General features: G+C 69.1%; 26 protein-coding genes. 12 read left to right on the top strand and 14 right to left on the bottom strand.

All coding sequences use genetic code 11. From position 1 onward, the window contains the following. Positions 1–40 precede the first annotated feature (40 nt). The 5 genes from QJS31_RS06525 (at position 41) to QJS31_RS06505 (ending at position 5,615) form a co-directional block, all read left to right on the top strand. A complete protein-coding gene (locus tag QJS31_RS06525) occupies positions 41–1,339 on the top strand; it encodes a PucR family transcriptional regulator (protein ID WP_372341582.1) in 1,299 nt (432 codons plus the stop codon). Between the two features lie 128 nt (positions 1,340–1,467). Beyond that, complete coding sequence (locus QJS31_RS06520; protein ID WP_306356187.1) at positions 1,468–2,382, top strand: ACP S-malonyltransferase; 915 nt, start codon at positions 1,468–1,470, stop codon at positions 2,380–2,382. Positions 2,383–2,490: 108 nt separating this feature from the next. After that, the gene (gene acpM / locus QJS31_RS06515; RefSeq protein WP_029932678.1) at positions 2,491–2,790 is read left to right on the top strand and encodes a meromycolate extension acyl carrier protein AcpM; all 300 of its coding nucleotides are present in this window, start codon (positions 2,491–2,493) and stop codon (positions 2,788–2,790) included. A gap of 11 nt (positions 2,791–2,801) precedes the next feature. Continuing rightward, on the top strand, positions 2,802–4,052 hold the full coding sequence (locus QJS31_RS06510) for a KasA/KasB family beta-ketoacyl-ACP synthase (protein WP_039811658.1): 1,251 nt from the start codon (positions 2,802–2,804) through the stop codon (positions 4,050–4,052). 129 nt (positions 4,053–4,181) lie between these two features. Continuing rightward, positions 4,182–5,615, top strand: coding sequence for an acyl-CoA carboxylase subunit beta (locus QJS31_RS06505; protein WP_282775927.1), 1,434 nt, complete (start codon positions 4,182–4,184; stop codon positions 5,613–5,615). 85 nt (positions 5,616–5,700) lie between these two features. Here the strand turns inward: QJS31_RS06505 and QJS31_RS06500 are convergent, their stop codons facing one another. The 9 genes from QJS31_RS06500 to QJS31_RS06460 all read right to left on the bottom strand — a co-directional run bounded on the left by QJS31_RS06500 (position 5,701) and on the right by QJS31_RS06460 (position 11,612). Continuing rightward, complete coding sequence (locus tag QJS31_RS06500; RefSeq protein WP_282775929.1) at positions 5,701–5,931, bottom strand: hypothetical protein; 231 nt, start codon at positions 5,929–5,931, stop codon at positions 5,701–5,703. Positions 5,932–5,990: 59 nt separating this feature from the next. Then, a complete protein-coding gene (ehuA, locus tag QJS31_RS06495) occupies positions 5,991–6,755 on the bottom strand; it encodes an ectoine/hydroxyectoine ABC transporter ATP-binding protein EhuA (protein WP_306356364.1) in 765 nt (254 codons plus the stop codon). Between the two features lie 52 nt (positions 6,756–6,807). Then, positions 6,808–7,485: an ectoine/hydroxyectoine ABC transporter permease subunit EhuD gene (gene ehuD / locus QJS31_RS06490; protein WP_282775931.1), complete on the bottom strand. Its 678-nt coding sequence runs from the start codon at positions 7,483–7,485 to the stop codon at positions 6,808–6,810. Beyond that, entirely contained in the window at positions 7,485–8,201 is a 717-nt protein-coding gene (locus tag QJS31_RS06485) for an amino acid ABC transporter permease (protein ID WP_282775933.1), read from the bottom strand. The genes ehuD and QJS31_RS06485 overlap by 1 nt, the downstream gene beginning before the upstream one ends. Before the next feature lie 7 nt (positions 8,202–8,208). After that, positions 8,209–9,096 (bottom strand): ectoine/hydroxyectoine ABC transporter substrate-binding protein EhuB, encoded by an 888-nt coding sequence (gene ehuB / locus QJS31_RS06480; RefSeq protein ID WP_306356186.1) that lies wholly within the window; start codon positions 9,094–9,096, stop codon positions 8,209–8,211. Positions 9,097–9,225: 129 nt separating this feature from the next. After that, complete coding sequence (locus QJS31_RS06475) at positions 9,226–9,639, bottom strand: hypothetical protein (protein ID WP_282775937.1); 414 nt, start codon at positions 9,637–9,639, stop codon at positions 9,226–9,228. A gap of 52 nt (positions 9,640–9,691) precedes the next feature. Next, positions 9,692–10,237: a DUF3145 domain-containing protein gene (locus QJS31_RS06470; protein WP_306356185.1), complete on the bottom strand. Its 546-nt coding sequence runs from the start codon at positions 10,235–10,237 to the stop codon at positions 9,692–9,694. Positions 10,238–10,398: 161 nt separating this feature from the next. Continuing rightward, entirely contained in the window at positions 10,399–11,211 is an 813-nt protein-coding gene (locus QJS31_RS06465; protein WP_282775941.1) for a serine hydrolase, read from the bottom strand. A gap of 50 nt (positions 11,212–11,261) precedes the next feature. Further along, positions 11,262–11,612 (bottom strand): MerR family transcriptional regulator, encoded by a 351-nt coding sequence (locus tag QJS31_RS06460; RefSeq protein WP_143980031.1) that lies wholly within the window; start codon positions 11,610–11,612, stop codon positions 11,262–11,264. A 99-nt stretch (positions 11,613–11,711) separates the two neighbouring features. Here QJS31_RS06460 and QJS31_RS06455 point away from each other — a divergent pair, with 99 nt between their 5' ends. Then, positions 11,712–12,482 carry an alpha/beta fold hydrolase gene (locus tag QJS31_RS06455; RefSeq protein WP_282775944.1) on the top strand — a complete coding sequence of 257 codons (771 nt, stop codon included), beginning with the start codon at positions 11,712–11,714 and terminating at the stop codon, positions 12,480–12,482. Between the two features lie 35 nt (positions 12,483–12,517). Here QJS31_RS06455 and QJS31_RS06450 read toward each other — a convergent pair whose 3' ends face one another. Continuing rightward, on the bottom strand, positions 12,518–13,951 hold the full coding sequence (locus tag QJS31_RS06450; RefSeq protein ID WP_372341575.1) for an amino acid permease: 1,434 nt from the start codon (positions 13,949–13,951) through the stop codon (positions 12,518–12,520). Positions 13,952–14,001: 50 nt separating this feature from the next. Here QJS31_RS06450 and QJS31_RS06445 point away from each other — a divergent pair, with 50 nt between their 5' ends. Then, positions 14,002–15,195 carry a serine hydrolase domain-containing protein gene (locus tag QJS31_RS06445; protein ID WP_282775946.1) on the top strand — a complete coding sequence of 398 codons (1,194 nt, stop codon included), beginning with the start codon at positions 14,002–14,004 and terminating at the stop codon, positions 15,193–15,195. A gap of 7 nt (positions 15,196–15,202) precedes the next feature. Here QJS31_RS06445 and QJS31_RS06440 read toward each other — a convergent pair whose 3' ends face one another. Together QJS31_RS06440 and QJS31_RS06435 are read right to left on the bottom strand one after the other, a co-directional pair. Continuing rightward, on the bottom strand, positions 15,203–15,778 hold the full coding sequence (locus QJS31_RS06440) for a DinB family protein (protein ID WP_282775948.1): 576 nt from the start codon (positions 15,776–15,778) through the stop codon (positions 15,203–15,205). 77 nt (positions 15,779–15,855) lie between these two features. Beyond that, positions 15,856–16,920: a phosphotransferase family protein gene (locus QJS31_RS06435; RefSeq protein WP_306356363.1), complete on the bottom strand. Its 1,065-nt coding sequence runs from the start codon at positions 16,918–16,920 to the stop codon at positions 15,856–15,858. 115 nt (positions 16,921–17,035) lie between these two features. Here QJS31_RS06435 and pabB point away from each other — a divergent pair, with 115 nt between their 5' ends. Continuing rightward, complete coding sequence (gene pabB, locus QJS31_RS06430; RefSeq protein ID WP_306356184.1) at positions 17,036–19,258, top strand: aminodeoxychorismate synthase component I; 2,223 nt, start codon at positions 17,036–17,038, stop codon at positions 19,256–19,258. Positions 19,259–19,288: 30 nt separating this feature from the next. On the opposite strand, the gene QJS31_RS06425 is transcribed toward pabB, so the two are convergent. Next, positions 19,289–19,786, bottom strand: a complete 498-nt coding sequence (locus QJS31_RS06425; RefSeq protein ID WP_282775953.1) for a hypothetical protein — start codon at positions 19,784–19,786, stop codon at positions 19,289–19,291. Between the two features lie 130 nt (positions 19,787–19,916). On the opposite strand from QJS31_RS06425, the gene QJS31_RS06420 reads away from it, so the two are divergent. Further along, entirely contained in the window at positions 19,917–21,611 is a 1,695-nt protein-coding gene (locus QJS31_RS06420; protein ID WP_282775954.1) for a TerD family protein, read from the top strand. A gap of 223 nt (positions 21,612–21,834) precedes the next feature. Here QJS31_RS06420 and QJS31_RS06415 read toward each other — a convergent pair whose 3' ends face one another. Further along, positions 21,835–22,608 (bottom strand): hypothetical protein, encoded by a 774-nt coding sequence (locus QJS31_RS06415; protein ID WP_282775956.1) that lies wholly within the window; start codon positions 22,606–22,608, stop codon positions 21,835–21,837. 131 nt (positions 22,609–22,739) lie between these two features. Here QJS31_RS06415 and QJS31_RS06410 point away from each other — a divergent pair, with 131 nt between their 5' ends. The 3 genes from QJS31_RS06410 to QJS31_RS06400 all read left to right on the top strand — a co-directional run bounded on the left by QJS31_RS06410 (position 22,740) and on the right by QJS31_RS06400 (position 26,111). Continuing rightward, positions 22,740–24,017 (top strand): MFS transporter, encoded by a 1,278-nt coding sequence (locus QJS31_RS06410; RefSeq protein WP_306356362.1) that lies wholly within the window; start codon positions 22,740–22,742, stop codon positions 24,015–24,017. A gap of 4 nt (positions 24,018–24,021) precedes the next feature. Beyond that, positions 24,022–24,390 carry a metalloregulator ArsR/SmtB family transcription factor gene (locus QJS31_RS06405; protein ID WP_029932698.1) on the top strand — a complete coding sequence of 123 codons (369 nt, stop codon included), beginning with the start codon at positions 24,022–24,024 and terminating at the stop codon, positions 24,388–24,390. Between the two features lie 89 nt (positions 24,391–24,479). After that, positions 24,480–26,111 (top strand): NAD(P)/FAD-dependent oxidoreductase, encoded by a 1,632-nt coding sequence (locus QJS31_RS06400; protein ID WP_306356183.1) that lies wholly within the window; start codon positions 24,480–24,482, stop codon positions 26,109–26,111. Positions 26,112–26,114: the final 3 nt, after the last annotated feature.

Genomic DNA, 26,114 nt, shown 5'->3' with positions numbered 1-26,114 from the left:
GATAGGCATCGTGGAACGTAAACCGCCGAGGCCGCGCCGGATTTCCGAGAGCACCTCCTCCCACGAGGTGTACCTCCCCACCGGCGCGCTCTCCCCGAACCGGCAGACCCGCGACCCGCTCCCGGACACGCTCCTCAAGCGGGTGAAGCAGTTCTCCGGTCGACTCTCGACCGAGGCCGTGGCGTCCATGCAGGATCGGCTGCCGTTCTTCGCCAATCTGGACGCCGCCCAGCGGGCCGGGGTGCAGATGCTGGTGCAGACGGCGGTGGTGAACTTCCTCGAATGGCTACAGGACCCGGAAAGCGATATCCGGTTCAGCCTGGACGCTTTCCAGGTCATCCCGGACGACCTGGCGCGGCGGCTGACGCTGCGCCAGACCGTCGACATGGTCCGGGTGGCCATGGAGTTCTTCGAACAGTGGCTGCCCGCGCTGGCGCGCAACGACCGGCAGCTGGTGGCGCTCACCGAGGCGGTGCTGCGATACGGGCGTGAGCTCGGTTTCGCGGCCGCCTCGGTGTACGCCAGCGCCGCGGAATCGCGGGGCGCGTGGGACACCCGGCTGGAGGCCCTGGTGGTCGACGCCGTGGTGCGCGGCGATACCGGGCCCGAAATGCTCTCGCGCGCGGCCACATTGAACTGGGACGCCACCGCGCCCGCCACGGTGCTGGTGGGCACGCCGCCGAAGGATCAGATGACCGTGGTGGGTTCGGTGCACGGCATCGCCGCCCGGCACGGTCGCGCGGCCCTGGCCGTGGTGCAGGGTTCGCGGCTGGTGATGGTGGTGAGCGGACATCTGGGCGACACCATGTATCCCTCGCCGTTCCTGGCGGATCTGCTCACCGAGGTGTTCTCCGAGGGCCCGGTGGTGATCGGACCGACCACGCGCACCCTGTCCGCGGCGCATGTGAGCGCGGTGGAGGCGATGGCCGGGATGGAGGCCGTGGTGGGCTGGCGGGGTGCGCCACGCCCGGTGCACGCGTCCGAACTCCTGCCGGAACGGGCACTGCTCGGCGATCGCGCCGCCGTGGACGCCCTGAACGAGAGTCTTGTGCTACCGTTGGCCGCCGCCGGGGCAGCGCTGTCCGACACCTTGGACGCCTACCTGGACTGCGGTGGAGCCGTCGAGACCTGCGCCCGCCAGCTGTACGTTCATCCAAATACCGTCCGCTATCGGTTGAAGCGAATCGCCGATATCACGGGACGGGATCCGATGAATCCGCGGGACGCCTATGTGCTCCGAATCGCCGCCACCATAGGTCGGCTGACACGAACCCGTAACGAATCGCCTACTTCAGCCTCAGAAGTGACTCCCGTCACAGATCCGAAAGATGGGATGTAACGCGATCCCGGAATCGGACGATCCGGACAACTCACTTGCGCTTTTGTGGGGTCCATACAAAAGCTCCCCGCAAGCTTCATTCGCGCCGACATCTCTGGAGACCCCCCTCACAGTGTTCTCTTAGAGGCGTGATCGCGTTGTTCGCCCCAGGACAGGGCTCTCAGACACCCGGCATGCTCTCTCCGTGGCTCGAACTGCCCGGTGCGGCCGACCGCATCGAGCTGTGGTCGAAAGCCTCGGGACTGGACCTGCTGCGGTTGGGCACCACTGCGACCGCTGAGGAGATCACCGATACGGCGGTGACTCAGCCGTTGGTCGTCGCGGCTGCCCTGTTGGCTTTCGCGGAAATCCCGCAGGACTCGCTTCCCGCGGATACGATCGTCGCCGGCCATTCGGTCGGCGAACTCGCCGCCGCTGCCGTCGCCGGAGTCATCTCCGCCGATGACGCGGTGGCCCTGGCCGCCATCCGCGGAGCGGAGATGGCCAAAGCTTGCGCACTCGAACCGACCGGCATGTCGGCGGTGCTCGGCGGTGACGAAGCCGCCGTGCTCGCCCGGCTCGACGAGCTGGACCTCGTTCCGGCCAACCGCAACGCGGTGGGCCAGATCGTGGCGGCGGGCCGGTTGGACGCCCTCGCGGAACTCGCGGCGAATCCCCCGGAGAAGGCCCGGATTCGCGCGCTGCCCGTGGCGGGCGCCTTCCACACCGCGTTCATGGCTCCGGCCCAGGACGCCGTGACGAAGGCCATTTCCACGATCACCCCGGGTGAACCGACCCGGGTGCTGCTGTCGAACTTCGACGGCACACCGGTCGCCTCCGGTCAGGACGCGATCGACAAGCTCGCCGCCCAGGTCACCCGACCCGTGCGGTGGGACCTGTGTAACGAAACCGTGCGCGCGAGCGGTGTATCCGCGGTAGCGGAGCTGCCGCCCGCGGGCACCCTGGTGGGTATCGCCAAGCGGGAGCTGAAGGGTACGCCGAATCTGGCGCTCAAAACCCCGGCCGACCTCCCCGCGCTGGCCGAGTTGGTTGGCACGCATTAACTTGTCCTCGGTCCGCATCCGACAACGACGTCGGAGTATCGCGGAGCATCCATAGAAATATCCGTTCCCCGCACCAGCGGGGATGATCCTCACGAAGGGAGCCACGAAGTGGCCGCTCTGACCCAGGAACAGATCGTCGAAGAGCTCGGCAAGATCATCGAAGAGGTGACCGGTATCGAGCCCTCCGAGGTGACGATCGAGAAGTCCTTCGTCGATGACCTGGACATCGACTCCCTGTCGATGGTCGAGATCGCGGTGCAGACCGAGGACAAGTACGGCGTCAAGATCCCGGACGAGGATCTGGCCAGCCTGAAGACCGTCGGCGACGCCGTGGCTTACATCCAGAAGCTCGAGGCCGAGAACAGCGAAGCGGCCGCGGAGCTCAAGGCGAAGTTCGGTAGCGAGTAAAGGCCGACATCGTGACCACTCCTTCCACCCGGAACGGGAATTTCCCCAACGTCGTCGTCACCAGCATGGCGGCGACCACATCGATCGCAGGCGACGTTGATGCGACCTGGAAGGGCCTGCTCAACGGCGAAAGCGGCATCGATGTCCTCGAGGACGATTTCGTCGCCGAGTACGACCTTCCGGTCCGCATCGGCGGCCACCTGAAGGTTTCGCCGGACACCCTGCTCAGCCGGGTCGAGATTCGCCGGATGGCGTATGTCGAGCGGCTGGCGACCGTACTCGGTCGCGAGGTGTGGAAGAACGCCGGTTCCCCCGAGGTCGACCCGCTGCGGCTGGGTGTGGCCATCGGTACCGGTCTCGGCGGCGGTGACGCGCTGATCGATTCGGTGGACAAGCTGAAGAACGGTGGCTATCGCAAGATCTCGCCGCTGGCCGTTCAGATGGTCATGCCGAACGGCCCGTCCGCCGTCGTCGGTCTCGAACTCCAGGCCAGGGCAGGAGTGGTCACTCCGGTCTCGGCGTGTTCGTCGGGTTCGGAGGCCATCGCGAACGCGTGGCGCATGATCGTCATGGGTGACGCCGACATGGTCGTCACCGGCGGTGTCGAGGGCTTCATCGACTCGGTGCCGATCGCCGCCTTCTCGATGATGCGGGCCATGTCGACCCGCAACGACGACCCGAAGGGTGCCTCGCGGCCGTTCGACTCCGAACGCGACGGTTTCGTCTTCGGTGAGGCCGGTGCGCTCATGGTCATCGAGACCGAGGAGCACGCCAAGGCTCGTGGAGCCACCATCCACGCCCGACTGCTGGGCGCGGGTATCACCTCCGACGGCTTCCACCTGGTCGCCCCGGATCCGGAAGGTTCCGGTGCGGCGCGTGCGATGCAGCGTGCCATGCAGACCGCCGGTCTGTCCGCACAGGACATCACCCACGTCAACGCCCACGCGACCGCCACCCCCATCGGTGACACCGCGGAGGCCAAGGCGATTCACAAGGCGGGCGTCCAGCACGCCTCGGTGTACGCACCCAAGTCCGCCCTGGGCCACTCGATCGGCGCCGTGGGCGCGCTCGAGTCGGTGCTCACGGTTCTCAGCATCCGGGACGGCATCGTCCCCCCGACGCTGAACCTGGAGAACCAGGATCCGGAGATCGACCTGGATGTCGTGAAGGGCGAAGCCCGCCGTCAGGACATCGAGTACGCGATCAACAACTCGTTCGGTTTCGGTGGGCACAATGTCGCGCTCGCCTTCGGCCGGTACTGACGACACCGGTCGTTAGCCAAGCGGTCCCGGCGGGGGCTCGGTAAGGGCTCCCGCCGCCGAAACCACCGCCGGGACTTCGACATTCGCAGCCGCTCTCAGCGACCGCGCTTCCTTTCACAGGAGTTCGCGATGACCATCATGGCTCCCGCGCATGCGGATACCACCACGACCGATCCCCGCGACCCGCTGGGCCGGTTGCAGCGCTTCTTCGATCCGGGAACCGTGCTGCCCCTGCACCCCCGCGACAAGTCCGGCGTACTCGCCGCCATCGGCGAGGTCGACGGCGTGCGCACCGTGGCCTACTGCTCGGACGCCACCGTCATGGGCGGCGCGATGGGCGTCGAGGGCTGCAAGCACATCGTCGACGCGATCGACACCGCCATCGACTCCAAGATTCCCGTTGTCGGCCTGTGGCATTCGGGTGGCGCCCGCCTCGCGGAAGGGGTGGAGGCGCTGCACGCGGTCGGCCTGGTCTTCGAGGCCATGGTCCGCGCGTCCGGCCAGGTCCCCCAGATTTCCGTGGTGCTCGGCTTCGCCGCCGGTGGCGCCGCCTACGGTCCCGCGCTGACCGATATCGTGATCATGGCTCCCGAGGGCCGCGTCTTCGTCACCGGCCCGGATGTAGTCCGCAGTGTGACCGGTGAGAACGTGGACATGGCGACCCTGGGCGGGCCGATCACCCACGGCAAGAAGTCCGGCGTCTGCCATATCGTCGCCGACGACGAGTCCGATGCCATGCACCGCGCGAGGCGTCTCGTCTCGATGTTCGCCGAACAGGGCGAATTCGATATGACCGCGGCCGCGCACGGCGACGTCGACCTCAAGGCCATGCTGCCGCAGTCGGCCAAGCGCGCCTACGACGTCAAGCCGATCATCCACGAACTGCTCGACAATGTGGACGGTGAGAGTTCCTTCGAGGAGTTGCAGGGCGGCTACGCCCGCTCCATCGTCACCGGTCTCGGTCGCCTCGGCGGCCGTACCGTGGGTGTGCTGGCCAACAACCCGATTCGCCTGGGCGGCTGCCTCAACTCCGAAAGTGCCGAGAAGGCAGCACGTTTCGTGCGATTGTGCAATGCCTTCGGCATTCCCATGGTGGTCGTCACCGACGTGCCCGGCTACCTGCCCGGTGTGAGCATGGAGTGGGAGGGCGTGGTGCGCCGCGGCGCGAAGCTGCTGCACGCCTTCGCCGAGGCCCGCGTCCCGCGCGTCACGCTGGTGACCCGCAAGATCTACGGCGGCGCGTACATCGCCATGAACGCCCGCTCGCTCGGTGCCACCGCGGTCTACGCCTGGCCCGATTCCGAGGTCGCGGTCATGGGCGCCAAGGCCGCCGTCGGCATCCTGCACAAGAAGGCGCTCGCCGCGGCTCCCGAGGAGGAGCGCGAGGCCCTGCTCGAGCGCCTGACCGCCGAACACGAGGCCATCGCCGGCGGTGTCGGCCGCGCCCTGTCCATCGGCGTGGTGGACGAGGTCATCGACCCGGCCAAGACCCGCTCGACCATCGCCGCGGCCCTGGCCGCCGCGCCGTCGCGGCCGCAGCACAACAAGAACATCCCGCTCTGAGCGGAGCGGCGAACCGAAAGCGGGGCGGTCTCATGCGAGGCCGCCCCGTTCCGCATTCTCGATCCGCTCACGTGCCGGACGCACGTCAGTCGACGTCGAGGTCGATGACGGCGTCGTGGCGATAGCGCAAGTGCAGGATGGCGGCCTTGAGCGGTCTGCTGCCGGTCACCCGATTGGTGTAGCCGCAGGAGCGGCAGGTGATGGCGGGGACGTACGCGGTGGGGGTGCCCACCGCGTGGTATCCCGTCTGGACGATGTGGTGGCCGCCGTCGCGATCGGAGGCACTGACGGTGTGCCGCCGACGATAGATCTCCATGTCCCACGGTACGGGCTGGTGCGCCAAGATCGCCGATCACGATCGGGACATCGGAGTGGTCACTCCCGGTCGAGGACGGCGTGCAGGAATTCCCGGGTGCGCGGGTGGTCGGGTTCGCTGAAGATCTTCTCCGGTGCGCCGTCCTCGATGATGCGGCCGGAGTCGAGCACCATGACGCGGTCGGAACTGGTGCGGGCGAAACGCATTTCGTGGGTGACACAGAGGAAGGTGATATCGGTATCGGCGGCGATGTCGGCGAGCAGGCCGAGGACGCCGGTGACGAGTTCGGGGTCCAGGGCGGAGGTGACCTCGTCCAGCAGCAGCACCTTGGGGTCCATGGCCAGGGCGCGGGCGATGGCGACGCGCTGCTGCTGACCGCCGGAGAGCTGGGTGGGGTGTGCCTTCACCTTGTCGGCCAGCCCGACCATGCCCAGCAACTCCACGGCGCGCGCCTCGGCCTCCTCCTTCGAACGCCCCAGGCCGCGGATCTGGCCCTCGGTGATATTGCGCAGCACGTTCATGTTCGGGAACAGGTTGAACTGCTGGAACACCATGCCGATATGGCGGCGCGCGTGCCGCAGATGCTTCTCGTCGGCGGGCACCAGCTTCCCGCGCCGCTCCATATGGCTGAGCGGCTCCCCGGCGACCTCGATGACGCCGGAGGTGACCCGCTCCAGGGTCATGAGCAGGCGCAGCACCGTCGTCTTGCCGGAGCCCGACGGTCCGATGAGGGTGACGAACTCCCCTGGTGCGACCGCGAAATCGAGCGCCTCCAGGCACCTCACCTCGCCGTAGCGCTTCACCACGTCGTTGAAGCGGATCATGGGCTCGGAGCCGCCGCCCACGACGGCGACGGCGGATTCAGATGCTACGGATTCAGATGCTTCCGACACGGCGTTCCAGCTTTCGTACCAGGAGGGAGCAGGGATAGCTCAGCATGAGGAAGGTGAGGCCGACCGCGAACCACGCCTCCGGCCCGGCACCGCCGGTATTGGCGGCGTAGACGGTCTTCACCTGGTAGACCATGTCGAGCACGACGATCGAGGACAGCAGCGGCACCTCTTTGAACATGGCGATGGTGTAGTTGCCGAGCGCGGGCAGCACCCGCGGAATCGCCTGCGGCAGTACCACATCGATCCAGGTGCGGGTGCGCGGCAGATTCAGCGCCGTGGCCGCCTCCCATTGGGCGCGCGGCACCGCGTCGATACCGGCGCGGTACACCTCGGAGGTGTAGCAGGCGTAGTGCACGCCCAGCGCGGTCACACCGACCAGCAGGCGCTGAGTCTCGATCGGCAGCTCGCCCAGCAGCGGCGGGCGAACTACCCAGTACAGCACGAAGATCTGCACCAGCAGCGGTGTGCTGCGCACGAATTCGATGAACAGCCAGAGGGCCTGGGTGATCACGGGAATACCGAGGCGGCCGACGACCGCGAAGATCAGCCCCAGCGCATACGCGACCAGCGAGCCCAGCAGGGTGAACTGGATGGTGACCTTCAGGCCGTCGAGGATGTAGGGGAACGCATCGAAAAACCGGTCCCACTGCCACTTTTCCATCAGACCGCCACCGTCCGCACGCCACGCCAGGTCGCCTGGCGGCCGACTCGCCGGGCCGCCAGCATCTCCACCACGCGCATGATCGCCGTGACCGCCACCGCGATCAGCAGATAGAACACCAACTCGATGGCGTAGATCAGCCCGAGTTCCTGCGAGAACTCCGGTACCGCGCGCAATTCATCGGTCTTCTTGAAGATCTCGGGTGCGGCGATGAAGCTCAGCAGGGCCGTCCCCTTCACCAGTTGGATGAACAGCGTATTGAACGAGGGCACCATCTCGACCACGGCCTGCGGCAGCACCACCCGCCACATGCGTTGCCACGGAGACAGATTCAGCGCCACCGAGGCGTCGATCTGCCCGCGCGGCACGGATTGGATGGCGCCGCGCACGATTTCGGCACCGTAGGCGCCGTGGTTGAGCCCGAGCACCATGATGCCGATGAGCAGCAGCCCTTCGGCCGTCGCACCGAGCGCCACCCCGAGGAAGATGGGCAGCGCCACCGCGAAGAAGAACAGCTGCACGACCTCGGAGCTGCCGCGGAAGCCCTCGACGTAGACGCGGGTCACGAAGCGCACCGAGCGCCGCGGCGAGAGCAGGGCGATGCCCGCCGTGAAGGACAGCACGATGGTGAGCGCGATACCGCCGGCCGTCGCCCACAGCGTGAACGGCAGACCGGCGAGCATCCGCTCCAGATAGATCGGAATATTGTCGGACACGGAATTATCAGGCCGTGCAGTACGACTCGGTGGTCATGGCGGGATCGGGCTCGTTGGCGGCGGTCAGGCCGTAGGGCTCCACCAACTGCAGCCACTCCCCGCTCTCGTGCAGGGCACGCAGTTCGCGGTTGAAGTCCTCGCGGAATTCGTCGTCGTCCAGTCGGAAGTTGAAGGTGCCGACGTCCGGACGGTCACTGAAGTTGAAGGAGGGGGTGACCTCCAGTCCCGCACCGGGGTTGTTCTTCACCAGCCAGGAGGCGGTGACGTCGAGGATGGCGGCGCCGTAGACGTCACCGTTGTCGACGGCGCGCAGAATGTCGTCCTGCTTCGCCATGGGCTCGATCAGGTCGCCGGGCACACCGGCCTGTTCGGCGTAGCCGTTCTCCACCGCTCCGCCGAGGGTGGCGACGCGGACGTTCTCCCGGGTGATGTCCTCGAACCGGGTGATGTTGCGGGGGTTGCCCTCCGGCACCATGAAGGCCGAGCCGACCTGGTAGTCCGGGATGGCGAAGTCGGAGTTCTCGCAGCGTTCCGGGTTGATGAACATGCCGGCGGCGACGAAGGCGTAGTTCTGGGCGCGCAGTCCGTCGATGAGACCGCCGAAGTCGGTGACCACGCCCTCGACCTCGTCGATGCCGAGCTTCTTCAGCACGGCGCGGGCGACGGTCGGCGCGTAGCCGGTCAGCTCACCGTTCTCGTCGAGGTAGGCCCAGGGGGCCTCGTTGGCGAATCCGACCTTGATGCGGCCGGAGGACTTGGCATCGGCGTAGGTGGTGGCGGCCGCGTCGTCGCCGCCGACACCGCAGCCCGTGACGGCGAGCAGCGCCGCGGCGGTGAGAGCCAGGATCGGGCGGAGGCGGCCGCGCGGTCGCCCGCTCGTCGACGACGTCCGCACCGTCCGGCGGGATGGAATGGCCCATTGTATGAATCGTGTCCGCATAGACAGTCGAGCCTTGCGCATCGACTTTGCGAACAGACCGTCGATTGATTTGCGGCTGTGTGACGGACGACACGCGGCCGTCGTCTACGAGTAGAGGTGGATCTGGTCGGCGGACTCGTTCTGACTGCCGCACTCCTGGTACGGATTGGGATCGCCCTGCCGTTCGGCGCAGACCCAGCGGATATTGTCGACGGTGACGGCGATATCCCCCTCGGGCTGGGAATCACGTTGTGCCGCATACTCGTTCACCACGTCGAGGGCCATGGCGCAGAAGTTCGGGCCCTTGGTGGTGTAGACGACGACCGACAGGCCCCAGGGGCCGGTTCCGCACTGTACGGGTTCGCCGGGCAGCGGGGTCGCGGGCCTGGTCGACGTGGCCGAGGTTGTTGTCGAACTCGTGACGGACGACTCCGAGGTGGAATCGTCACCGCAGCCCGTCACCGCGACCAGGGCGACGGCCAGACCGGCCAGCGCCGATGCTCCGATGGCACCTCGCATACGCACTCCTCTCTCTCGAACTGCTCCCTGTCGAGCGTCCAGCAGCAGGCGCTCAGCCGACGTCGCGGCGCAGCCAGGTGACCTCCGCGCCCTCACCGCCGAGGCGGAAGGGCTCGAGCGCGTCGTCCCAGGCGCTGCCGAGCGCACGGTCGATATCGGCGGCGATATCGGCGGCGATGTCGGCGGCGGTGTGGCGACCCGCGCCGCGGGCCTGTTCGACAATGGCGCGCAGGCGCATCTCGCCGACCACCACATCGCCGCTGGCGGATGTCGCCCCGTTCCAGAGACCGAGGCCGGGGACGAAGCAGTAGCGTTCGCCGTCGACGCCCTCACTGGGGTTCTCGGTGACCTCGAAATAGAGTACCGGCCAATCCCGCAATGCTCTGGCTAATCTACCGGCGGTGCCGACCGGTCCGTACCAGTCGATGGTCGCCCGCAATTGCCCGTCGGCCGCGGGCTGCGCCGTCCAGCGCAGTTTGGCGGGAGCTTTGAGGGTGGAGGTGAGCGTCCATTCGATGTGCGGGCACAGCGCGGCCGGCGACGAGTGGATGTAGACGACACCCGACGTCGCGTCGGCGAACTGACTCGATGCGCGCACCACTAACACCTCCGGCTTCGACGGGGACGTCTTCCCCAACGACCCTCCGAGCCGGCGTTGCCCGAGTTTACTGGAGTGCCCGGTGTTACGGGTGTTACTTATTCGACGTGTCGCGAGTCCGCGCGTGTCCGATGTGGCAACCAGGCAGATCCGCGCGATGCCTAGCCGAACTCGGCGATGACGGCATCGCTGAGAGTCGGCCACGCCACACGGGCCCAGTCACCGAAATTCTCATCCGCCAGCGCGAGACACGCCATACCGACGGCCGGATCGACCCACAGGAACGTGCCCGACTGCCCGAAATGCCCATAGGTGCGAGGCGAATTCGCGCCTCCGGTCCAGTGCGGGGACTTGTGGTCGCGGATTTCGAACCCGAGCCCCCAGTCGTTGGGACGCTGCGAGCCGTAGCCGGGAAGAATTCCATTGCGATCCGGGAATTGCACTGCGCTTGCTTCGCCGAGCAATTCCGCACTCACCAAACGCGGGTTCAGCAATTCCTCAGCGAAGCGCAGCAGATCTGCTACCGAGGACCGTGCGGCATGTCCGGCCGCACCGGCCAGCACCGACGAGCGCATGCCCAGCGGCTCGAAGACCGCCTCGTGCAGGTAGCGGTCGAACGCGATCCCGGACTGCTCGGCCACGAAGTCGGCCAGCACCTCGAAACCAGCGCTCGAATAGATCCTCCGCGCCCCAGGCCGCGCCACCACCTGCGTGGTGTCGAACGCATACCCCGAGGTGTGCGCCAGCAGATGCCGCACCGTAGACCCCTCCGGCCCGGCGGGCTGATCGAGTTCGACGGCCCCCTCCTCCACCGCCACCAGAACCGCGTACGCCACAAGCGGTTTGGTCACCGAGGCGAGCGCGAACACCCGATCCGCATCCCCTTCCCGGTCCACCACCCCCTTGCCGTTCACGACCACACCCGCGGCCGCATGCCGGACCGGCCACTGTCGAATCTGCTCCAGCGCTCGCACCCTTCGAGCCTACGAGTTCCACACCGGCGCGGGGGCGCACGGGTGCGGATTCAGTGTCGCTCGTGCGCCGCGTCGTGGTGTCGGGCCAGCAGGGAACGCCGGCGCGCGAGGGTGGCGATCTCGTCGTCGAGGCGAGCGAGGCCGTCCCGGATGACCGCGCGGGAGTGGTCGCAGTGGGCGAAGCCGGTCTCGGTGACGCAGGGCAGCAGGGCGTGGATGGCGGCGGTGTTCAGACCCGCGTCCAGGAGTTCGCGAATACGCGCCACCCGGGCGACGGCGGTCTCGGGGTAGACGCGGTAGCCGTTGGCATCCCGGCGGGCGACCAGCAGCCCCTGCTCCTCGTAGTAGCGCAGCAGCCGGGGGCTCACGCCGGTGGCGCGCGACAGTTCTCCGATCAGCACGTCGGCCCGCCGTGGGTGCGGCGCGGTGGTTCCGAGTGCTGTGTTCCCGAACACCGTGGCTTGACCCTCACATCCATGTCAATCCCTAACGTCGCCGCCATGACGACGATTCCACTCACCACCACCGTGACCGGCTCCGGACCCGCCATCGTGCTCGCGCACGGTGCCAGCGGCGGCATCGAGGCCAATTTCGGATCGCTGATCCCTTTGCTCGCGACCGACCACATGGTCATCGGGTCGGACTACCCGGACGACGACACCCCGTTGGAACTCGACGCGCTGGCCGATGCACTGGTCGCCGCGGCCGTCGAGGCCGGAGCCGAGGAGTTCGCGATCATCGGCTATTCGCTCGGGACCGCGGTGGCCGTGCGGGCGGCGATACGGCATCCGGAGCGGGTGCGCGGGCTGGTGCTGGCCGCCGGATTCGCCCGCGCCGACCATCGGACGGTGCTCACCATGCACCAGTGGCGGCAGACCCTGGCCGCCGGGGATACGGCGGCCTTCGCGCGGATCGCGCTGCTGGGTGGATTCGCCGCCGACTTCGTCAATTCACTCTCCCCCGAACAGCTCTCGGCCGTGCTCGAGCAGACCGCCGCGGGGGTACCGGGAGGCACCGCCGCCCAGGCTGACCTGGTGACGCGGGTGGACACCACCGCCGACCTCCCCCGCGTCCGGGTGCCCACACTGTCCATCGGCGCGCGCGACGATCTGCTGATCGATCCGGCGGGCGCACGCCGATTGGCCGCCGACATTCCCGGAGCGGAGTACCTCGAAGTGCCCGCCGGTCACGTGCTCATGGTGGAGCGGCCCGATGCCTGGCACAGTGCCGTACTCGACTTCGTGCGGCACCGGATCCCGGTGCGCGCCTGAGATTCTCGTCGGCGCGCCTGAGATCGTCGTCGCGACTACGGCCGCGCGACGGTCGAGTCGGGGGTGGCAGCGGCCGTCAGCCGGGAGCGGGGGCGGCCGTAGCCGAAGTAGACGAACAGGCCGAAGGCGGTCCACAGGGTGAATGCCAGCCAGGTGACGCCGGGTAGGCGCAGCAGCAGCCAGGCGCACATGCCGACGCCGAGGACCGGGACCAGCGGCACCAGGGTCCGGAAGGTGCGGGGCAGGTCGGGCTTGGTGCGGCGCAGCACCAGCACGCCGATGTTGACCAGGCCGAAGGAGACCAGGGTGCCGATATTGGTGGCATTCACCAGTTCTCCGAGCGGAACCAGTGCGGCCAGCACCGACACCACCCCGCCGACGATGAGGATATTGAGGGTCGGCACCCGCTTGCCGCCGACCCGCGACAGCACCCGCGGCATGAGCCCGTCGCGGGACATGGAGACCAGGATGCGGGTCTGCCCGTAGAGCACGGTCAGCACCACCGAGGCGATGGCGATCACCGCACCGGCCGCCAGCACGGTCGCGGGCCAGCCCGCACCGGTCACCCGCTCCAGCACGGTGGCCAGCGAGGCCCCCGAACCGCTCACCTCGTCCACTCCGACCGCGCCGACCGCGGTCAGCGCCACCAGCACGTACACCACGGTGACGATGCCGAGTGAGATCACGATGGCGCGCGGCAGATCCCGCTGCGGATTCTTGGCCTCCTCACCGGCGGTCGAGGCGGCGTCGAAACCGATGAAGGAGAAGAACACCATGGACGCCGCCGAGGTGATGCCCGCGATCCCGGCCGGAGCGAAGGGCGCGAGATTGCCGGAGTCGAAGGCCGTGATCGCGACGACCACGAAGAAGACCAGCACGGCGATCTTGAGCAGCGTGGTGAAGGTGGTGACGCGGGCGCTCTCCTTGATGCCGTCCAGCAACACGGCGGTGGCGATCAGCACCACGACCGCGGCGGGCAGGTTCACGATCCCGCCCTCGCTGGGCGCGGCGGCCAGCGCGTCGGGAATCCGCCAGCCGATGGTGCCCGCGAGGAATTCGTTCAGATACGCACCCCAGCCGACCGCGACGGCCGCCACCGAGACGCCGTACTCCAGCAGCAGGCACCAGCCGCACACCCAGGCGACGATCTCGCCGAGGGTGGCGTAGGTGTAGGAGTAGGCCGAACCCGAGACCGGCACCGCACCGGCCAGCTCCGCATACGACAGCGCCGAGAACAGCGCCGCCAGCGCGGCGAGCGCGAAGGACACCACCACGGCCGGTCCCGCCAGCGGTGCGGCCTCCCCCAGCACGACGAAGATGCCGGTGCCCAGTGTCGCGCCGACCGACAGCGCGATGAGCGAGATCAGCCCGAGACTGCGCCGCAGCTGAGAGTGCTCGCCGTCGGCGGCCAGCTGTTCGACGGGTTTGGTGCGCAGCAACGATGCGGTGAATCGACTGAGTCCGGGCACGTGCCGCCACGCTACCCGGTGATAACCGGCCGGTTACCATCGGTTGCACCATGAGTGAGATTCCCCAGATCCACGGCGAGGTGGACACCGGCTTCGGCCCCGTCGCCGACGCCTTTCGGCGCAACTTCACCCGGCACGGCGAGATCGGGGCGGCGGTGGCCGTGTACGCCGGTGACCGACCGGTGGTGGATCTGTGGGCGGGGTATCGGGATCGCCGGCGCTCGGTGCCGTGGGAGCGCGACACCATGGCCCCGGTGTTCTCCTCCACCAAGGGCATGGCGGCCTTCGTCATCGCCGCGGCGGTCTCGCGGGGATGGCTCGACTACGAGACGCCGGTGGCCGAGTACTGGCCGGAGTTCGCCGCGCACGGCAAGGAGTCCATCACCGTCCGGCAGCTGATCGACCACCAGGCCGGGCTGGCGGCGCTGGACCGCACGGTGCGGCTGCGGGAGCTGGACGACCTCGATCGGCTGGCGGGGATCCTGGCGGAGCAGAAACCGTTGTGGCGGCCCGGAACCCGGCACGGCTACCACCCGATCACGGCCGGTCTCTACCAGACGGAGCTGATCCGCCGGGTGGATCCGCGCGGGCGCACCCTGGGCCGGGTCTTCGCCGAGGACTTCGCCGCGCCACTGGGTCTGGACTTCCACATCGGGCTGCCCGAGCAGGTGTCGATGGACGGCATCGCGACGCTGTCGGGCACCCGCGGCCTGGACGTGCTGCGCTACGAACGCGATCTGCCGGTGCGCATCGGCATTCAGCTGGCGGTGCAGCGCGGCCTGTCGTATCGGGCGCTGAGCAGCCCCCGCACCGGCGCTCCGGAGCGCGCGGCCCGCCGGGAGTTCCTGTCCAAGGAACTGCCCGGTTCCAGCGGTGTCGGCACCGCCCGCTCGCTGGCCCGCGTGTACGGTGCGGCGGCCGCCCGCACCGGCGAGCTCCCGATCGACCCGGACCTCATCGACCGGCTCGGCGCCGCCGACACCGCCGACGACGTACCGGCCGACGACCTGATCCTGCTCACCCGCAGCCGCTACCACCTCGGCTTCCGGAAGTCTTGCGGCGCTTTCCGTTTCGGCACCGACAAGCGCGCCTACGGCACCACCGGCCTCGGCGGCTCGTTCGGATTCGCCGATCCGGCGACGGGTCTCGGCTTCGGCTACGCCATGAACCGGCTCGGCCTGGCGGTGCTCGACGACGCGCGCGCCCGCAATCTGCGCACGGCGCTGCGGGCCTGCGTCGCCTGATTCCGGCTCAGGCGCGCACGTCGTGGACGTGGTGGACCAGGTCGTGCAGGAAGTAGCGACCCAGGGTGTCGACGGTGAACTGGGAGCCGTTGCTGCGGCGGGCCACCCGCGCGCGCTGGTCGGCGGGCACGGATTCGTAGGCGCGGGCCGCTGATTCGGCGGCGGCACCGAGTTCGGCGGCGACGGCGGCGGGGCTCTGGGTCGCGTAATCGTCAGCCTCGGCGGTGATGTCCTGATCCCAGTTGGCGAACATCGGAATGCCCGCGTCGACGGTGACGCTCGGGTCGTAACCGGAGATGACCGGGCCGGGGACGGCGGCCGCCGCCAGTGTGATGCCGAGGCGGTGGGTCATGATGCGGCACACGTCGCGCACATGGGCGGCGTATTCCAGGGTGGACCAGGTCGATTCGTCCGGGCGGACCCGGACGTCCGGGCGTTCGAGCGCCGCGGCGAAGCGGTCGGCGCTCTCCCGCACCAGGCCCGGAACGGCCTCGTAGGGGGTGGCGGCGGGGTCGAATCCACAGTCGGCGCAGGCGCGTTCGAGGACCCAGGTCCAGTCCTTGGTATCGGGAACGATCGGCATGCCGAAAACTTATCCTGGCAAAAGTTTTTCGGCCACTAATTTCCTGCCACCTGTCGGCAAGATTCCGACAGCGCGGCTCACTCCATCAGCCGGTGCGCCTTCTCGAACAGTTCCAGGGTGATGGCGTGCAGGAAATCGCCGACCTGCTTGGGCGCCTTCCCGGCGAAGGCACGGGCGTGGGTGCCCTCCAGCACGATGCCGAGCTTGAAGCAGGCCAGCACCGTGTACCAGGTGACGTCGCTCAGGTCGCGGTCGGAGAACCGGCCGTAGTGGGCGGTCATCTCCTCCGGCGTAGGCAGGCCGCCGACCGCGCCCAGGCTGCCGACCAGGGCCGCGCCCGTGGTGCCGGGTTCGGGGCGGGTCGCGATCTGCCAGCCCAGGTCCAGCAGCGGGTCGCCGATCGTGGACATCTCCCAGTCGACCATGGCCACCACGTCGGGGCCGTCGAAGGAGAACATCATGTTGGCGAGGTGGCAGTCGCCGTGCAGGATGCCGGGCCGCCACCGGGCGGGACGGTTGCGGTCGAGCCAGTCCCCGACGCGCTCCACGCCCGGGATCTCCGGCCCCGGGTAGCCCGCATTGGCGCTGTAGGAGTCGAGCTCCTTCAGCCAGCGCGGCACCTGACGTTCCAGGAAACCCTCCGGCTTGCCGTAGTCGCTCAGCCCGAGCGCCTCATGGTCGAGGGAGCCGAGGCGGGCGATGGCCTCCACCGCCGACAGACCCATCTGCCGCCGCACCTCGGGATCACCCGCGTGCAGCTCGGGCAGTTCGTTCTGCGGGTTGAAGCCGACGACCGGCTCCATGAGGTAGAAGGACGCGCCGAGCACGGAGTCGTCGGGGCAGGCGGCGATCACCCGGGGCGCGCGGATGCCGGTGCCGTCGAGCGCACCGAGAATGCGCGATTCGCGATTGATGACGGAATTGCTGGCCGCTCGCAGATGCTTGGGACCGCGCCGCAGCACATAGTCGCGGCCGCCGCGACGGAAGCGCAGCATGATGTTCTGGGTGCCGCCGCCGAGCGGTCGCACATCCTCGAATTCCCCGCCGGGCAAGCCCTGCTCATCCATCCACTTCCCGATGATCGCGAAGTCGACGACATCTCGATCCACTGCGACCGGCTGCACTTCAGACATGCCCCACATTGTGCCGCAGCCGTCCAGCACAACTGAAGGCATATGCCAGCAGAAGTGGCGGTGGCCATGTTCACGCAGGTCGAAGTGCGGAGTTCGATACCCGGCGGCGTAGTCTGCCAGGCAAATGCGCACGCTCCTGATCGACAACTACGACTCGTTCACCTACAACCTGTATCAGCTGATCAGTGAGGTGAACGGGATCGAACCCGTGGTCGTGCGCAACGACGAGGTCGACGATCCGGCCGAACTGGACCTGGAATCCTTCGACAACATCATCATCTCCCCCGGACCGGGCCGACCGGATGTGCCGCGCGACGTCGGCGTCTCGACGGCGCTCATCGCCCGCAGCGAGCTACCGCTGCTGGGTGTTTGCCTGGGCCACCAGGGCATTGTGATCGCGGCGGGCGGGGTGGTGACGAGGGCTCCCGAACCCCGGCACGGCTATCCCGATCGCGTCACTCACGACGGGCGGGATCTGTTCGCGGGCGTACCGCAGGACTTCACGGCCGTGCGGTACCACTCGCTGTGCGCGGCGCGGCCGCTGCCGGAAGCCCTCGAGGTCACGGCGACCACGCCGGACGGGGTGATCATGGGGGTGCGGCATCGCGGCCGGCCGCAGTGGGGGGTGCAGTTCCACCCGGAGTCCGTCGCGAGTGAGTACGGGCGCGCGCTGCTGCGGAACTTCGCGCGGCTGACGGAGGCGGCCGGCGTCCGTGCCCCCGGCCGGGGCCAAGTCGCGAGCCCCGGCGCGGCACGGTCCGGCTCCGATCGTCGACTCGGCGGACACACCGCTGCTTTCGGCTCGCGCGCGGCGGCCGCATCGGAAGACCACGACGTCGTGTCCCCGGAAAACCGTGCCGCACAGCGCCTGCCGGAGACGCACGCGGCGACCGTCGAGTACCGGGTCGAGCACACGACCATCGAGCGTGCCCTGGACGCCGAGGCGGTATTCCTGCGGCTGTACCGGGATTCGGAGACCGCGTTCTGGCTCGACAGCGAACATGTGGAGCCCGGGTTGGACCGGTTCTCCTTTCTCGGGGACGCCTCGGGACCGCTGGCCGAGGTGGTGCGCTACCGGGTCGGCTCGGGCAGCGTGGAGGTGGAGTCGGCGGGCGGCCGACGACAGGTCGCGGGCGGGGTGCTGGACTATCTGTCCCGGGAGCTACGTCGTCGCCGCATCGAATTCCCTCCGGTGCCTTTCGATTTCGTCGGAGGCTACGTGGGGTACCTCGGCTACGAGATGAAGGCGGACTGCGGGGCGGCCGCGGCGCACCGCGCGCCCGCCCCGGACGCGCAGTGGGTGTTCGCCGACCGGCTGATCGTCGTCGACCACGAGGCGGGCCGCACCCATCTGCTGGCGCTGGCCGAGCCGGGCGCGGAATCGGTTCGGGCCGCGCGGGATTGGCTCACCGCCACGCGCGCCGTCGTGGCCGCCCTGCCCACCTGGGAGAACCCGCCCACCCTGGACCTGGTCGCGGAGGAGCGGACGGTAGCGCCGCTGCTCACCCGGGGGCGGGAACGGTATCTCGCCGATGTCGCGGCCTGCCGGGAGCAGTTGCGCGCGGGCGAGTCGTACGAGATCTGCATCACCGACAGCGCCTATCTCCCCGCCGATTCCGACGGGCTCGACGTCTACCGCACCCTGCGCCGCGGCAATCCCGCCCCGTACGCGGCCTTCCTGCGCTTCCCGGGACTGGAGGTGGCCTGTTCCTCCCCCGAGCGCTTCCTCAAGATCGACCGCACGCGCACGGTGGAGTCCAAGCCCATCAAGGGCACCGCGCCGCGTGGGCTCACCGCCGCCGAGGACGAGCAGCTGGCGGCGGAACTGGCCAGCAGCCCGAAGACCCGCGCGGAGAACCTCATGATCGTGGATCTACTGCGCAACGATCTGGGCCGGGTGTGCGAGATCGGCACCGTGCACGTGCCCAAGCTGATGGCAGTCGAGACGTATACCACTCTGCACCAGCTGGTTTCGACCGTTCGCGGCACCCTGCGCGCCGACCACGACGTGATCGACTGCGTCCGCGCCTGCTTTCCCGGTGGTTCCATGACCGGGGCACCGAAGCTGCGCACCATGGAGATCATCGACGGCCTCGAGACCGAGGCCCGCGGCGTCTACTCGGGCACCATCGGCTTCCTCGGTCTGGGCGGCACCGCCGATCTGAATATCGTCATCCGCACCGCGGTGCGCCAGCACGGCCGCTGGCGGGTGGGCGCGGGCGGGGCCGTCGTCCTGGACTCCGATCCCGAGGCCGAGTACCACGAGATGGTCTGGAAGGCCGCCGCCGCGCTGCGCGCCCTGCCGGGTATCGGCGTCGCACCGCGCGCACCGCTGCCCTCCGCCTGAGGGCGGCTCGACCGGTCGCGGCGAACTCGCCTACTTCCGCCGGTCGCGACGCGACTTCGGTTCGGGCGGGGCGGGTTCGGCATCCTCGCGGGGAGCACTGAACCGCCCGAGCAGAGAGACGCCGGGAAGTCGGGACAGCCGGGTGAAGACGTCCTCGCCGAACGCGATCATGGCCTCGAGTCGCGGGAGCAGGCGGTCGTAGGCGGCGAAGGCCGGATCGGCCAGTGCGAGCGTCCGGTCGAGACGGTCGATGGTGGCATTGAGCCGGTCGATGGCGGTGGCGAGGTTCTCGATGAGGTCGGGGAGCTGGGCGGCCAGTTGCACGGAGGCCGGCGGGAGGCGCACCGCGGTGTCGAAGGCGGTACCGGCGGTGAGCTGGGCGGCGTCGAGGACCTGGCCCGCGGCGTGCTGGGCCGCTTCCACCGCGGACTGGGCGGCGGCGATGAGGTCGCCGGGGCTGGCGGCGCGCTGCTGGCCCTTGCGGCCGGACCCCTTCGGGTTGCTGCCGGGGTCCTTCGGAGTGGTCATGCCTCCACTGTGCCGGAGCGGCGGCGAAAGTACATGTAAGACCGCCCGGTTCTATTCGGCCGGGTGGTGTGTCGGAGCGACATGGCATAGTTCGATCACGATGAAACTGATCAGGGGTGGCCATGCGCCGGTGCCGACATCGCTTCTGACCGTTGTCCTTTCGTGGCAGTCGGAACACGAGGTGGACGCGCACGCCCTGTTACTCGCCGACGGCGGCCGGGTGCGCTCCGACCGGGACTTCGTCTTCTTCAACGCGCCCCGCCACATATCCCAGGCGGTCACCCTGGACCAGGCGCCCGCCCCCGGCACCGCGCGCCTGTCGGTCTCCCTCCCCCGTACCGAATCCGACGTCACGCGCATCGTCCTCACCGGCTCCGTGGACGCCGACTCCTTCACCGAGATCCCCGGTCTCGTCCTCACCGTCTTCGATCACAGCCGCCCGGTGGCCTGGTTCGAGATCGATGCCGCGGAATCGGTGCGGGCCATGATGTTCGGCGAGTTCTACCGCCGCGACGGGCAGTGGCGTTTCCGCGCCATCGCGCAGGGCTGGGCCAGCGGGCTGGCGGGCATCGTCACCGAATTCGGGGTCGAGGTCGACGATGCCGGGGACGCGCCGGAACGCACGGATGCCGCCGCCGCGGCGCGCCACGAGCTGGCCGGGGCACCCGCGGGGGGCTCCGCGCCGTGGGAGCGGCGGATGCGGCCGGGATTGTCGTTGGAGCGGGAAGCCCGGGAGATTCCACCGCTGCTGCTGCCACCGCCGCATCCGGAGCGAGCGGACTGGCACGTGGATCCGGAGGACCCCGCACGGCTGCGCTGGTGGGACGCGGCGCAGTGGACCAGTTCCGTGCGACCGGTGCCGTCCACCGACGCGCGGCACTGCCCGCGGTGCGGGCGGACGCGGCGCTGGCGGCTGTTCGGGCGGCCCGCCCCGTGCCGGGAGTGCTCGGACCGGATCGAGGAGTATCTCGAGGGCTGGGTGCAGCGAGCCGCACGGGTGCTGCGGACGACCGGGACACACGGTGCGGACTGGGAGGCGCTGTGGACGGCGCTGCGCTATCAGCGCATCGAGCAGGCGCTGGGGCTGGAACGTCTGCGGCCCGTCGGGCACGACCATGTGGAACGCCTGGTCGCGTTCGCCTTCGCCGACGGGGTCATCGAGCAGACCGAGCGCGACGCCTTCGACGCGGCGGTCGGCGAACTGGCCCTGACCGGTCCGCTCATCGAGGATCTGCGGCGGCGTATGCAGCGCGGGCATACGCTGTCCCGGCTGCGGGCCGGGGACCTGCCGGTGGTGCGGGCGGTGGGCCTGCACCTCGATCCGGAGGAGAAGGTGCACCTGGATGTGCCCGCCATCCACATCCGCCAGCTGTCGCGCGGCCCCAGGCACAGCGAGGGCAGGCTGATCTGCAGCAATAAGAAGCTGCGCTTCGTCGGCACCGACACCGGCATCGAAATGCCCTGGGCGCGCGTGGTCTCGGTGATCTCGGAGAACGGTCGCGTGGTGCTGGCCGCGACCTCGGCACGCGGCGGGGCGACCTTCGACGTGGCCGATCCGGACTACACGGCCGCCAGCCTGGAGGGCGCGCTGCGGGTGGCCAAGCGCCTCGCCCTCACCCCGGGGCAGCGCGATACCCGCAGCATCCCCCAGGAGGTCAAGGCGGAGGTGTGGCAGCGCGACGGCGGCAAGTGCGTGGAGTGCGGCGACAGCCACTATCTGGAGTTCGACCACATCATCCCGCTCAGCCGGGGTGGGGCGACCAGTGCGGCGAATCTGCAGATCCTGTGCCGCGCCTGCAATCGCTCCAAGGGCGCTCGTATCTAGTTGTGCTCGGCGGTCCCGGCAACCGCCCGTAACCAACCGGTTGGATCGTTAGACGGTCGCGCCCCATTGCGCTGGCCTCGACGTCATTGGCGAGGCGGTGGTCCTCCGATTCCGGCGGCCACGTCGGCGGTATGCCGAGGAAGCCTGTTCTGTTGTGATGTCCATCCTCATCCACGCACGGATGAGGTCACATCCGGGGAATTACCGAATCCAGCCCGGATATTCAGCCCCGGAGAATACGTAGTACCACCGGTTCGGTACAGAACCGTTCCCGTGCCTCCACCAGCGAGGGCAGCTCGGTGTCCGACAATCCGCCCTCGTCCACCACGGTGCATGTGCTGTCGGTGATGCGGGTGCCGTCGGTGTCCAGGCGCACCCGGGCGGTGACGACGGGGATCAACACGTCGTCCGCGAAGCGCCAGAACCCGACCGACCAGCTCAGCTGGGCGTCGCGGGCGGTGGACGCCACGTAGCCGTCGGCGGTGGTGTCGATGGCGACGCCGGTGAGTTCACCGGCCCGCCGCAGCTCGGTGGCCGCTCCCGACGCGCGATAGACGGCGTAGCGGGTATTCGGCGTGGCGAGGTGGAGCGGGACGATCAGCTCCTCGCGACCGTCACCGTCGATATCGCGCAGGCTCGGATCGGAGGGATGCCGGATATCGTGCTCGGCGAGTGTCTGCGTGGCGGTGCCGTCTGGCCCGGTGACCTCGATGGTCGCGTCGGTCCGCCCGTCCACGGTGGTCCGCCGGACCGTGTAGGCGAGGCCGACCGGATCGCGGGAGCGCAGGCGGCAGTCCGGCGAGTCGGCGGGCACACCGAGGTCGCCGCACGCGGGCGGCCCGTCGGGTGCGGGCGCACGGGAGACCGTCCGCGGCTGCCGCACCTCGGCGACCCCTGAGCGCTCCGAGACCGGTTGGGCCGTATCGGATTCGGCGCAGCCCGCGAGGACGGAGGCGGTCAGGGCGATCAGGTAGCCGACCGCGGAGATCCTCCCCATAGGGCGAGGATAGGGCGTCCCACCATCGCACCGAGCGATATCGCCCCGACCCGCGCGGGGGCAGCACCGCGCGGCACAACATGACATCATGTGCACAACTGCGCACTCATTGGCTTATAGTGGGCGGCGTGATGGAGGTTCTACGGCACCGGCGATTCCGCCGGCTGTTCACCGCCCAGGTGGTGGCGCTGATCGGTACCGGCCTGCTCACGGTGGCCCTCGGCCTGCTGGCCTACGACATCGCGGGCAGTCGGGCCGGCGCGGTGCTCGGCACCGCGCTGGCCATCAAAATGGTGGCGTATGTCTTTGTGGCCCCGGTGATCTCGGCTCTGGCCGAACGGGTGCCGCGCCGACCGCTGCTGGTCTCGGCGGACGCGGTGCGGGCCGGGGTCGCGCTGCTGCTGCCGTTCGTGACGCAGGTGTGGCAGATCTACGCGCTGATCTTCGTCCTGCAGGCCGCCTCGGCGACCTTCACGCCCGCCTTCCAGGCCGTGATCCCCGCGATCCTGGTCGAGGAGCGGCAGTACACGCGCGCGCTGTCGCTGTCCCGGGCGGCCTATGACCTGGAGTCGCTGCTGAGTCCGGCGCTGGCCGCCGCCCTGCTGACTGTGCTGGGCTACCACCTGCTGTTCCTCGGGACCGCGGCGGGTTTCGTGGTATCGGCCGCCATGGTGGTGGGCACCGCACTCCCCCGGCTCACCCCGGTGCCGACGGCACAGTCGCTGCCCCGCCGGATCACCGCGGGCGCACGGGCCATGCTGGCCCTGCCCGCGCTACGCGCCCTGCTGGTCATGAATCTCGCGGTGGCCGCGGCGACGGCGTTGGTCGTGGTGAACACCGTCGTGTACGTGCGGGAACTGCTGCACGGAACGGCGACCGGGGTGGCGGTGGCCTTGGGCTGCTTCGGATTCGGCTCCCTGACGGTGGCCGTGGCCACGCCCCGCCTGCTGGCGGCATTCGGCGACCGGCGGCTCATGCTCACGGGGACGCGGTTGCTCGCCGCCGGATCGACCGCCGCGGCCGCGCTGACACCGCTGTTCGACTGGCCGCTGCTGGCCTGCACCTGGATGGCGCTGGGGGCGGGCACCTCCCTGGTGAATACACCGGCAGCCCGGCTGCTGCGGGCGGGATCCCCACCCGGCGACCGGGCGGCCGTGTTCACCGCTCAGTTCTCACTGTCGCACGCGGCGTTCCTGCTCACCTACCCCATCGCGGGGTGGGCGGGTACGCTCACCGCCGGGTTGATCCCGGGTCGACCGGGCACGGCCTGGGCGGATCCGGCCGGCGGGCTGTTCGTGGCGGCGGCCGTACTGGCGGCGATCGCTACACTTGCGGCTATGGCGACCGCCCGGTTGTGGCCGGTGTCCGCACCGGCGGGCACGGGAGGGCCGGTCTCGGCAGGAAGGTGAGCTGATGGCGCGCAAAGGTATTCCGGCCGCGGAATCCGCTGCCAGCCTCAGCCATCCGATCGCGCCGGACCAGGCCCGCCTCGATGCCGCGACCTCGACCTTCCGCATGCTCTCCGATCCCACCCGGCTGCACATCCTGTGGATTCTGGCCGCGTCCGAGGCCGATGTGACGGCGCTGACCGAGGCGGTCGGGGCCAATCGCACCGCGGTCAGCCAGCATTTGGCCAAACTGCGCTTCAGCGGCATGGTGGACACCCGCCGCGAGGGGCGGCGGATCATCTACCGGCTGCGGGACGGTCATCTGGCGCGACTGGTGCGCGAGGGGCTCAATCACGCCGATCACGTGGTGACCGGCGAACCGCCGCACGAGTAGCGGGTCCGCGCTCCTGATCAGTGGGACGAAGGGTCGCGGCGCCGCGCTCACCCGCTCGACCATATGCCTATTCGAAATACTCGAGACGAATGGGCGAGAGGGCGAGCATGCACTCCAACAGCGAGGCGGACGGCCGGTACGACGTGGTGATCGTCGGGGCGGGGTTCGCGGGGCTCTACGGGGTCCACCATGCGGTGCGGGCGGGTCTGACCGTGCTCGGCATCGAGGCGGGCGACGATGTGGGCGGCACCTGGTACTGGAACCGCTATCCGGGCGCACGCTGCGATGTGGAGAGCGTGGACTACTCGTACTCCTTCGATCCGGAATTGCAGCAGACCTGGACGTGGACCGAGCGATTCGCCGCGCAGCCGGAGATCCACGCCTACCTGCGACATGTGGCCGAACGCTACGAACTGCGACGGCACTACCGGTTCGGCACCCGCGTCACCGCCGCGGAGTTCGACGAGCCCACCGCCACCTGGGCGGTGCGCACCGATCGCGGCGACACCGTCACCGCCCGCTTCGTCGTCTTCGCCACCGGCTGCCTGTCCGAACCCATCCGCCCGAATATCCCGGGGGCCGACACCTTTCAGGGCGTCGAGCTGTTCACCGCCCGCTGGCCGGAGGCGGGCGCGGACCTCACCGGCAAGCGGGTCGCCGTGATCGGCACCGGCTCCTCCGGCATCCAGGTCTCGCCGCTGCTGGCGCGCGAGGCCGCCGCCCTCACCGTCTTCCAGCGCTCGCCGAACTACAGCGTGCCCATGCCCAACCGGCCGTGGACCGAGGACGAACAGCACGGCATCCGCGCCACCTACGCCGAACGCCGCGCGAAGTCCTACTACGCCCCGGCCGCCACCCCGCACACCGGTATCCAGACCAAGGCCCTGGAGCTGAGCGAACCCGAACGCCTGGCGGCCATGGAACAGCGCTGGAACGAGGGCGGCGTGCTGTTCAACAAGGTCTTCCCGGACCAGAACAGCGATCTGGCCGCCAATGACATCGTGCGGGAGTTCGCCGAGGCCAAGATTCGCGCCAAGGTCACCGACGCCGCCGTCGCCGCCGATCTCATTCCCACCGACCACCCCATCGGCACCAAGCGCATCTGCACCGACGTCGGCTACTACGAGATGTTCAATCAGCCGCACGTCGACCTGGTGAATCTGCGCCGCGAGCCCATCGAGGAGATCACCGCCACCGGCATCCGCACCGGCGAACGGTTCCTGGAGTTCGACGCCATCGTCTACGCCACCGGGTTCGACGCCATGACCGGCGCGCTGCTGCGGGTGAATCCACGGGGCGCGAACGGGATTCGGCTGCACGACGCCTTCGCCGACGGCCCGACCACCTATCTCGGCTTCGGAATTCCGGGCTTTCCCAACATGTTCAGCGTCAACAGCGTCGGAACCCCGTCGGTGATGGCGAATATGGCGCTGCACTCCGAACAGCAACTGGACTGGGTGCTAGCGCTCATCGACCACTGCCGCGCCACCGGCGTCACCCGGGTGGAAGCCCGCCAGGAGGCCGCCGCGGAGTGGACCGCCCACCTCACCGAGGTGGCGGAGGGCACCCTGTTCGTGCGCGCCAATTCCTGGTACATCGGTGCCAATGTGGATGGTAAGAAGCGGGTGTTCATGCCCTACATCGGCGGCTTCGGCAACTATCGCCGCCGCTGCGACACCGAGCGCGAGCACGGCTACCCGGGCTTCGCGCTGAGCCGCTAGCGG

Origin of the sequence: Nocardia sp. CC213A, from assembly GCF_030766805.1 — a bacterium.
Taxonomy (GTDB): domain Bacteria; phylum Actinomycetota; class Actinomycetes; order Mycobacteriales; family Mycobacteriaceae; genus Nocardia; species Nocardia otitidiscaviarum.
Note: the sequence above shows the minus strand (reverse complement) of the source record. Positions and strands in the feature narration are given on the sequence as shown.

What these genes read in the sequence shown, in the direction of transcription:
- QJS31_RS06475 (WP_282775937.1), bottom strand. Translation starts at nt 9,639, where the DNA reads ATGCGAGGTGCCATCGGAGCATCGGCGCTGGCCGGTCTGGCCGTCGCC.
- ehuD (WP_282775931.1), bottom strand. Translation starts at nt 7,485, where the DNA reads ATGGAAAAGTGGCAGTGGGACCGGTTTTTCGATGCGTTCCCCTACATC.
- QJS31_RS06440 (WP_282775948.1), bottom strand. Translation starts at nt 15,778, where the DNA reads ATGCCGATCGTTCCCGATACCAAGGACTGGACCTGGGTCCTCGAACGC.
- ehuA (WP_306356364.1), bottom strand. Translation starts at nt 6,755, where the DNA reads ATGATCCGCTTCAACGACGTGGTGAAGCGCTACGGCGAGGTGAGGTGC.
- QJS31_RS06410 (WP_306356362.1), top strand. Translation starts at nt 22,740, where the DNA reads ATGGAGGTTCTACGGCACCGGCGATTCCGCCGGCTGTTCACCGCCCAG.
- QJS31_RS06425 (WP_282775953.1), bottom strand. Translation starts at nt 19,786, where the DNA reads ATGACCACTCCGAAGGACCCCGGCAGCAACCCGAAGGGGTCCGGCCGC.
- QJS31_RS06405 (WP_029932698.1), top strand. Translation starts at nt 24,022, where the DNA reads ATGGCGCGCAAAGGTATTCCGGCCGCGGAATCCGCTGCCAGCCTCAGC.
- QJS31_RS06400 (WP_306356183.1), top strand. Translation starts at nt 24,480, where the DNA reads ATGGGCGAGAGGGCGAGCATGCACTCCAACAGCGAGGCGGACGGCCGG.
- QJS31_RS06435 (WP_306356363.1), bottom strand. Translation starts at nt 16,920, where the DNA reads ATGTGGGGCATGTCTGAAGTGCAGCCGGTCGCAGTGGATCGAGATGTC.
- QJS31_RS06455 (WP_282775944.1), top strand. Translation starts at nt 11,712, where the DNA reads ATGACGACGATTCCACTCACCACCACCGTGACCGGCTCCGGACCCGCC.
- QJS31_RS06415 (WP_282775956.1), bottom strand. Translation starts at nt 22,608, where the DNA reads ATGGGGAGGATCTCCGCGGTCGGCTACCTGATCGCCCTGACCGCCTCC.
- QJS31_RS06500 (WP_282775929.1), bottom strand. Translation starts at nt 5,931, where the DNA reads ATGGAGATCTATCGTCGGCGGCACACCGTCAGTGCCTCCGATCGCGAC.
- QJS31_RS06505 (WP_282775927.1), top strand. Translation starts at nt 4,182, where the DNA reads ATGACCATCATGGCTCCCGCGCATGCGGATACCACCACGACCGATCCC.
- pabB (WP_306356184.1), top strand. Translation starts at nt 17,036, where the DNA reads ATGCGCACGCTCCTGATCGACAACTACGACTCGTTCACCTACAACCTG.
- QJS31_RS06445 (WP_282775946.1), top strand. Translation starts at nt 14,002, where the DNA reads ATGAGTGAGATTCCCCAGATCCACGGCGAGGTGGACACCGGCTTCGGC.